Source organism: Vibrio sp. S11_S32 (assembly GCF_014694465.1).
GTDB lineage: Bacteria > Pseudomonadota > Gammaproteobacteria > Enterobacterales > Vibrionaceae > Vibrio > Vibrio algicola.
Window position 1 is genome coordinate 1 of record NZ_JAAUWS010000072.1, and the last position, 8,866, is coordinate 8,866.

General features: G+C 38.6%; 9 protein-coding genes and 1 pseudogene. 2 read left to right on the plus strand and 8 right to left on the minus strand.

What is annotated here, in order from left to right; all coding sequences use genetic code 11:
- Positions 1–203: 203 nt before the first annotated feature.
- The 7 genes from HC723_RS15850 to HC723_RS15880 all read right to left on the minus strand — a co-directional run bounded on the left by HC723_RS15850 (position 204) and on the right by HC723_RS15880 (position 6,227).
- Entirely contained in the window at positions 204–626 is a 423-nt protein-coding gene (locus HC723_RS15850; RefSeq protein WP_190339766.1) for a hypothetical protein, read from the minus strand.
- Positions 627–796: 170 nt separating this feature from the next.
- Entirely contained in the window at positions 797–1,678 is an 882-nt protein-coding gene (locus HC723_RS15855) for an L-ribulose-5-phosphate 3-epimerase (RefSeq protein ID WP_190339767.1), read from the minus strand.
- A gap of 8 nt (positions 1,679–1,686) precedes the next feature.
- A complete protein-coding gene (locus HC723_RS15860; protein ID WP_190339768.1) occupies positions 1,687–2,334 on the minus strand; it encodes a 3-keto-L-gulonate-6-phosphate decarboxylase UlaD in 648 nt (215 codons plus the stop codon).
- 4 nt (positions 2,335–2,338) lie between these two features.
- Positions 2,339–3,160, minus strand: coding sequence for a pyridoxal phosphatase (locus tag HC723_RS15865; RefSeq protein ID WP_190339769.1), 822 nt, complete (start codon positions 3,158–3,160; stop codon positions 2,339–2,341).
- A 35-nt stretch (positions 3,161–3,195) separates the two neighbouring features.
- Positions 3,196–3,900 carry an L-ribulose-5-phosphate 4-epimerase gene (locus tag HC723_RS15870; RefSeq protein ID WP_190339770.1) on the minus strand — a complete coding sequence of 235 codons (705 nt, stop codon included), beginning with the start codon at positions 3,898–3,900 and terminating at the stop codon, positions 3,196–3,198.
- 9 nt (positions 3,901–3,909) lie between these two features.
- A complete protein-coding gene (locus tag HC723_RS15875) occupies positions 3,910–4,377 on the minus strand; it encodes a PTS sugar transporter subunit IIA (RefSeq protein ID WP_190339771.1) in 468 nt (155 codons plus the stop codon).
- Between the two features lie 65 nt (positions 4,378–4,442).
- Entirely contained in the window at positions 4,443–6,227 is a 1,785-nt protein-coding gene (locus HC723_RS15880; protein ID WP_190339772.1) for a PTS ascorbate-specific subunit IIBC, read from the minus strand.
- Positions 6,228–6,568: 341 nt separating this feature from the next.
- Here HC723_RS15880 and ulaR point away from each other — a divergent pair, with 341 nt between their 5' ends.
- Positions 6,569–7,324 (plus strand): HTH-type transcriptional regulator UlaR, encoded by a 756-nt coding sequence (gene ulaR, locus HC723_RS15885; RefSeq protein WP_190339773.1) that lies wholly within the window; start codon positions 6,569–6,571, stop codon positions 7,322–7,324.
- 122 nt (positions 7,325–7,446) lie between these two features.
- Positions 7,447–8,514, plus strand: a complete 1,068-nt coding sequence (gene ulaG, locus HC723_RS15890) for an L-ascorbate 6-phosphate lactonase (RefSeq protein ID WP_190339774.1) — start codon at positions 7,447–7,449, stop codon at positions 8,512–8,514.
- Positions 8,515–8,557: 43 nt separating this feature from the next.
- Here the strand turns inward: ulaG and HC723_RS15895 are convergent.
- Positions 8,558–8,734: pseudogene (locus HC723_RS15895) on the minus strand (zincin-like metallopeptidase domain-containing protein); the annotation flags it as partial.
- Between the last annotated feature and the right edge of the window lie 132 nt (positions 8,735–8,866).

Consider the following 8,866-nt stretch of genomic DNA (forward strand, 5'->3'; position numbering starts at 1 on the left):
ACAAGAGTCAGCTGTTTGTATTGTTTCCCCATGTGGGTACCTTGGTTATTGTTTGAGAACTTCAGCCTACGAGCAGCTGGCTCTCGTGTCTATACCAAGTGTGTCGGTTATTCTGAGAATCTAGGGTTTACCCCGTCCTCATTTAGATTAGATCACGAATATCTTGAACAGTTAGAATTTCATTTTCAAACACGATATCACAATTATTTAGTGATTATAAACTTACTGTAAGAACAAATGGCTCCATTAATAAATTGAATACCAGAATGAATATTCTTAGCCCGATTAGCTACTACTTGATATTCAATGGTCGCATCATTATTAATCATGCTAATAAATAAAACACCATCAACAACTTTCCATGCACCTGATAATGACTTATCTCCAAATAATTCTATTTCAGTTACGCCTCCATTTGAGTTGAACTGTAACTCTGATGATGCTCCATCATTTGGCACCTTTACCCAAGTTTGCTGATGCAATTCATAACTTAAAATCTTACGACGTTGTTTTTCCCACTCATTGAACTCTGACTCTTGAGCGGCAGATAATTTTGTAAGTTCTTTGGTATCAATAAGAGACTGGTCTTTTTCATACCAAAAAAGTTGTAAATTTAGTGGCTTCATCGACTTTACTGTTCTTTAAATGATTTAATTTTCATCACTCTGCGCCAACAGTACTATTAAGTCAAATTAGATAGAAAGGAATAGAAGTAAAATGTGGGGTGTGCAGTACATATAGGAGATTACAGTACTGCACGGAAACAAAACATCGTTATTATTGAAGATAATGACTATTAATTAGAAAATAGTCTTAATAAACCAACCTCATCACAAGTTTGATTTAACCTTTTCTGAGCAAGATGAATATTCTCTTTCCAGTTATCATCTTGCGCCCACATTTCGATCACAAGGGGAACTACACATTGTGTTTCCTTCAAAGTACTTAAAATAGCTTTGAAATCGACCTCGCCATCACCGATAACTAAATCTCGGAACTGACCTTTATATTCAGAAGTTACACGATAGGTATCTTTTAAGTGTATTTGAGTAATGCGTGGCTTGCTTAACTTAAGCTCAGTTACAATATCGTAATTCCAACCAGAGATGTTTCCCACATCGGGATAAGCGGTGAAATAAGGTGAATTAACTTCACGGCTTAGCACTTCAAACTTACTTAATGAATTGAGATAGTCCGTATCCATGATTTCAACGGCTAACATGACTCCTGCTCTCTCAGCAAGTTGTGCTGAAAGCTTCATTCCCTCAATAAACCTTTGATGTGTGACCTTATCCGCAGGTTCATAATAAACATCATAGCCAGCCAATTGAATAGTTCTAATACCCAATTTATAAGCAAGCGTAATTGCTTTTTCCATATGAATAACAGCTTGCTCACGAATAACTGAGTCAGCAGAACCAAACGGGAATTTACGATGAGCACTTAAACACATTGATTGCAAAGGCACGCCATATTTTTCACAAAGATGACGTAAACCATACACCTCTTCGTCATTCCAATCTAAACGACTGCGACGTTCATCAGACTCATCAACTGAGATCTCTAAGAAATCAAAACCCAGCTCTTTGGTCGCCTTAAGTTTCTCATCCCAACTAAATTCATTTGGAAGGGCTTTTTCATAAAGCCCTACACGATGGCGCTGTAAGTTTTTATACATAACACCCTCTAGTTCCAGTAACGATTAATTTGCGCTTTTAGTGCTTCTGCCGTTTCTTTACCTTTATCTCCAGCCAGAGCACGACCAGCAATAAACGTTTTTGCTTTAATGCCTTCAAATAGATAGAGATCATCAGGTACTATCCCACCGGTAATTGATAACTCAAGACCTAACTCTGACAGTGCACGCATTTTCACAAGATCTTCTTCAGTCCAACCCACACCAGCTAACTCAGCATCACGAGAACGGTGGTAAATGGCTTGAGATATGCCAAGATCAACCCAAGACTGCGCATCTTCCATTGTCCAGTTTCCGTAAATTTCGATTTGAATTTCACCATTAAATTCATCAGCCACTTTTTTACATGCATCAATAGTCGCAATATGTGCAGCAGCCGAAACAGTGACCCAATCGGCACCAGCTTCAAATGCCATGCGAGCTAAAATCGCTCCACCATCCGTCGTTTTCATATCACAAACTAAAATATGATTAGGATGATTTTTTCGTAATGTAGATACTGCCGTCATCCCTTCAGCAAAAGCCAAAATAGTCCCGACTTCAATCACATCAACAAAGCTTTCAACATTATTCGCCACCTCAATGGCAGCCGGTAGATTTGTTTGGTCTAGGGCGATTTGAATCATTGGTTTTGTCATGTCGTTATCCTTTAATTTGTTCACGTATTAGATGAGCTAAGCCATCATTATTGTTATTCGTTGAGCACACGACTTGAGCGTGTGACTTTACGATGTCATCAGCATTACACATCGCGACACCTAATCCTGCGTACTTGAGCATTGATATGTCATTGTGGTTATCACCAACAGCTATAACATCTGATGCTTGATAACCTAGATCTGAAATATATTCTGAAAGACGAAGACCTTTACTGTTTCCTTTGGCAGCAAAATCAATTCGATTTGACCAAGAGCGCTCTCCATTAAAGTTTGATTCGACCCAAGGGTGCTGCATCAAACTGTCCACAGTCTCTTCTTCGCCTTCAACTACAAATTTCCAAACATGCTCAGCCTGATTCGCGGTTTCGATAAATGAATCGACTCGATATATTTGTGGTCTATGTTGCTCCGGCGCTGTTGCTGCCCATTCCTCTAATACCAACATGTAAGCAAATGGATTGTAATTGGAGTACGTCATCGCATGAGTGATATACATCACCATCTTGAGTTGAAATTCTTCAGCCATGTCAATGAAGGTCAATGCGTTTTGTTTTTCTATCGCATTTTGCTTAAGAACCGTTTCACTCTGATAGTCATAAACATAAGTGCCATTACAGCAAATGATTGGGGTATCAAGCCCTAATTCATAATAGTAAGGCCTAGCTGCTGTATGGTGTCGTCCTGTGACGATGACAACATGGCAATACTTTTTGGCTTCTTGAATTGCTTTTTTTACTTCTGGATGAATCGTATGATTATCTGTTAACACTGTTCCATCCAGATCCAATGCAAGCACTTTATACATAGAATGTTCTCTCAATATATGGATAACTTTTCTTATCAAACCTTACTTTGGCCGTAATAAGCATTTTCTCCATGCTTACGTAAATAGTGCTTGTCTGATAATTCTGGTTGGATTTTGATACCACTATTCAGAGAACGTGTAGCTAGAGCCATCGCTGACACTTCTTCTAATACAACAGCATTATGCACCGCATCGATTGCATCTTTTCCCCAAGAAAATGGAGCATGCCCAGCAACAATGACACTAGGAACCGCCATAGGATTGATATGTCTATGAGCAAACTCCTCAATGATGACTAACCCTGTGTTTTTCTCATATTCTTCAGCAATTTCTATATTTGATAGTCGGCGAGTGCATGGAATATCACCATAAAAATAATCCGCATGTGTTGTACCTAGAGCTGGGATATCAATGCCTGCTTGCGCCCAAATAGTCGCACTGCGTGAGTGGGTATGAACGACACCACCAGTACCAGGAAATGCTTTATAGATCTCAAGGTGAGTTGCAGTATCACTTGAAGGATTTAATACCCCTTCCACAACAGTACCTTCAAGATCGACAATAACCATGTCATCAACTGTCATATCACAGTACTCTACCCCTGACGGCTTAATGGCAATCACACCACGTTCGCGATCAATCTCAGAAACATTACCCCAAGTAAAAGTCACTAAACCATATTTAGGTAGTTGCAAATTTGCGTTTAGTACTCGCTGTTTTAATTCATGATATTGTGACATTGTGCCTCCTTATGCTGCTTCAGTTTCTGCCAATGCCGCATCAATTAAACAAGCTACATCAGCAGCAGTTTTACATGCACGAAGCTTCGAAAAATCCTCATCAAACTCAATTAAATTAGCAACCTGCATTGTGCCTTCTATATGTTCATCAGAGTCTTTACCAGCAAGAGTAATCAAAACATCTACAGGCTCATCGACGCCTTCAAACATAATTGGTGTTTCTAATACCGTTAGTGCAAAACCCGTTTTGATAACGCCATCTTCAGGACGGCAATGAGGTAATGCAAAGGCATCATGAATACAAATATAAGGACCTTCCTCGCCAATCGCTTTAGTTATTGCATCGTAATAACGATCTTCAACGACACCAGCGCTTACAAGAGCATCCGTTCCTAACTTAATTGCTGATTTCCAATCCGTTGCTTTCGCATTTAGTTGGATAGAATTATTTTGGATAAGAGATTCTTTTAAATTCATTGTTTTGCTCACTTATTGAATTATTTTTATATGCTCGGCAACAATGAGTTACCGAGCTTTTTTTATTATTTATGGAAGTTGTTTTCGATAATTGAAACTAGCTCATCACCAAAGGTTTTCACCATGATCATGTTCTTCACTGCTAATTGCTGCTTGCCTTCCGGGAGACCTGTAATTTTTGCAGCTAATGCAACAGAGGTAACAATGATGTCAAATGAACCTAAATGAGATTTGTAATCCGTGATTGCACTATTAAAAGTCGAGCTCGGAATGCCTTTTTTATCTAGATATTCTTTAATTTTCTTTGAACACATCATTGAAGAACCTTGACCAGAACCGCAACATACAAGAACTCGCACTGGTTTTTGATTTTCTAGATTAGTAGTTTTAGGTGTTTCAGATTGAGAGGCAATTTCAACTTCAACCTCAATACCTTCAGGAGTTATCGCTGTCATAATTTCAGAACCTGCAGCATCTTCTTCTGCTCGTAGCTGTTTTGATGCAAAGTACATATACACACCAGCAAGGGCTAAAATAAAGAAGAAGAAAAGGCTTGAACTTGATATTCCTTGCATGATTGGAGGGAAAACCAGAGCCCAATCAGCCATGCCCATCCAACTATTAAATTCAGTTCCTGATTGAGCAAAGATATGAATAGCCCATGCTGAACCAACAACTTCAATAATCCCCATAACAAAACAGATTTTCATGACGGCTTTCCAACCACCAAAATGGTTTGCGAAGACACCAATGGTTGCGTTCGAGAAGAACATTGGGATGAAGCCAGGAATAATCATGATTGGTGCATCGAATGCCAACATTGCAAGCACTGCGGTAAATTGACCAACAGCTCCCCACATAAAACCAAATACCATTGCATTTGGTGAATATGCGTAAATTGCAGCACAATCGATAGCAAGAACTGCGTTTGGAATTAAACGTTGTGAAATACCATTAAATGCTTCAGACAATTCAGCAACGAACATACGAACACCAGTTACTATAACTTGAATTGCAACAGCGAACTTAAGGCCAGTTTCAAAAATATAAATAAGCCAGTGTGTTTTACCTGCCATATCTTGAAGATTATCTAAACCAAATGAGAGAAGAATGATGCCGAAGAATACAGTCATAACTAGTGTGGTAGCTGCGATACTATCGTGGAAAATATGTAGCCATTTAGGTAGATTTATATGATCGACACTATCTTTTTTATCACCCAGCTTTGGCGCTACTTTCGTTGCAATCCATGATGCAAATTGTTGTTGGTGACCAATCGAAAAGCCAGCACCACCGGTAACTTCTTGGGTCGGCTTGAACATGATGTTGGATGATATACCCCAGTACAACGCCATTAATATTGCCGAATAAATAATGGTTTCCCACATGCTTGCGCCAAGCACAAAGTAAAAAACCGCAATTAGGCCAGCTTGCTGGAACATAATATGCCCAGTTAGCATGATAGTGCGAATACCTGTAATTCGGCGAAAAACAACAAGAAGAATATTTAACCCAAGAGCGAGCAATACTGCATAACCAACCCAAGAATAATTATCTCCCATGGTTTCCATTGTAGACATCATGGAAGTATATGGATCAATAACCGAGCCAGTCAGCCCATGTATTTCACTCATTTTCTCAATCACAGGCTTAAAGCCTGCAACTAAAGTTCCCGCCCCGACTTGGACTATCATAAAACCAACAATGGTTTTAATTGAGCCAGAGATAATCGTTGTTGCATCTCGCTTAAGTAGTATGTAACCCAGACAGGTAACTAAACCAAGCAGCAATGGTGCTTTAGTCATTACCTGACTGTAAAAAATATAGAAGATATCGTATAAGAACTCCATATTTTTACCCCTAATTATAATTTTGTAATTTTAATGGTTTGTAGGATTGTGATTTCTCACTCTTGCTCACGAGATACACTTTAGCAATCAAAAGTAATCATTCAATGAACACTTGTGATTACTTTGATTTATATCAATAATTCATTCTTGCAATCGTTTCAATTGAGCGCCCGATCACATAAAAACAACAAATACAATAAAAATCAATAACTTGAAAATATTTATGATTAAAGTCAGGTTTTTTATACTATATGATTTGACAATCAAACTCGTGATTACTAGAATCAAATTAAATCACAAGTAATCATAAGCTTGTCATCACGACAAACCGAGTGTTCAACATGAATGAACTACAAAGACATAATGGCATCTTGTCGTTATTAGAAGAAAAACAGGCAATTAACGTTTCAAATATTATTGACAACTTTAGCGTTTCACCAGCGACAGCAAGACGTGATATCGCTAAGTTAGATGAGCTAGGTAAATTAAGAAAAGTCCGGAATGGGGCTGAACAAGTTGAAAATAAAAAAAGAAAATGGTCCCCGTTAAACATTAACAGCACTGAGTTTTATGAAGAGAAAGCACGCATAGCTCAAACAGCCGCTGATCTTTGTCAACCAGGAGATAGTATCGTAATTAACTGCGGTTCAACCGCATTCTTGTTAGGGCAACAGCTTTGTGGTGATCAAATTCAAATAGTGACAAATTACTTCCCATTGGCAAGTTACTTAATTAATAAAGATCACGACGATGTCATTATTATTGGCGGTCAATACAACAAAGCACAAAATATATTCTTAAATCCGGCTCCTAACTCTCTAGGTTGTTATGCTGGAAACTGGATGTTTACATCAGGAAAAGGGCTCACTGATGCAGGATTATACAAAGCCGATATGCTGACAGCAGTTGCTGAGCAACAGATGCTAGAGCAAATCGACAAACTTGTAGTCGTGGTTGATAGTTCGAAAATAGGTCTACGAACAGGTATGCTTTTTTGCCCAGCCAAACAAATCGACATTGTTATAACAGGTAAAGATGCAAACCCTGAGGTGATCAAATCAATTGAAGCCCAAGGGACACAAGTTATCTTGGTATAACTACTAGTTAGAAGTAACAAACCCTAAAAAATAATAATTTAGCTCAGTGTCTTAACTATCAATTAAGACGCTCGATTCCCTACATCCTAAATAAATTCAAAAATGAAAAAGAAGGTATTAACATGAGCAACATAAATGAAATCACTCGCGAATCTTGGATCTTAAATACATTCCCTGAGTGGGGAACTTGGTTAAATGAAGAAATCGAACAAACGGTTGTTCAACCAAATACATTCTCCATGTGGTGGCTTGGTTGTACTGGTATTTGGTTAAAATCAGAAGGTGGTGCAAATCTATCAATGGACCTCTGGTGTGGTACAGGTAAAAAAACTCAAGCCGTTCAGAAAATGAAAAACCAACATCAAATGATGCGCATGGGTGGAGTTGAAGCACTTCAGCCAAATCTACGTACGGCTATTTTTCCACTAGACCCATTTGCAATTAAAGAAATTGATGCAGTAATGGCTTCTCATGATCATGGTGATCATATTGATATCAATGTTGCAGCGGCCGTTCTACAAAACTGTGGTGAACACGTTAAATTCATTGGTCCTAAAGCATGTGTTGATCTATGGATGAAGTGGGGTGTTCCAGAAGATCGCTGCATTATAGCTAAAGTTGGCGATGAAATTAAGATCAAAGATTTAAATATCAAAGTATTAGATGCATTTGATCGTACAGCATTAGTTACTCTACCAGAAGGTACATCTTCATTAAATAAAGAGATATTAGATGGTATGGATGACCGTGCAGTTAACTACTTAGTGGAAACCACTGGCGGTTCAGTTTATCACTCTGGCGACTCTCATTATTCAAACTACTACGCGAAACACGGCAATGACCATAAGATCGATATAGCGTTGCTTTCTTACGGTGAAAACCCACGCGGTGTAACGGATAAAATGACGTCTTCAGACATTTTACGTGCGGCAGAATCTCTGAACTGTGAGGTTGTAATACCTTTCCATCATGATATTTGGGCTAACTTCCAAAATGACCCACGTGAAATTGAAATGTTATGGAACATGAAGAAAGAACGTCTACAGTACGGCTTTGCTCCATTCTTCTGGCAAGTTGGTGGTAAATATACTTACCCGACTGACAAAGGTCGTATGCACTACCAACACTTCCGTGGCTTTGCTGATATCTTTAAAAATGATCCTGAGCTACCTTATCGTGCATTCTTATAAATAGGCGAATAAATAAAAAATGAGGGAGCAAATGCTCCCTTTTTCATCGACAACCGTTTTTATTTTTCCTGTTTGAATACATTAGCCATTGATGCGCCTTACTTGCTTGGCTTGCTGCTTTAAAAATAAATTTCTTATCGCCATTCAAACGCTCTAGCCAGCTTGCGATATAACTTTCATGTTGCACCTCGCCCACAATCCCCAAATCAGCACAGCAGAACTCAGGGTTCTGTCGCAAACTCAGATTGTGGGTTCTAAATTAAAGAGGCACTTTTCCTCAGATATAATTATGCAGCTAAAGAATAAAACTGCTCCCATGACGTCATTTCTTCTGAGTTAATCATCTGTCCTT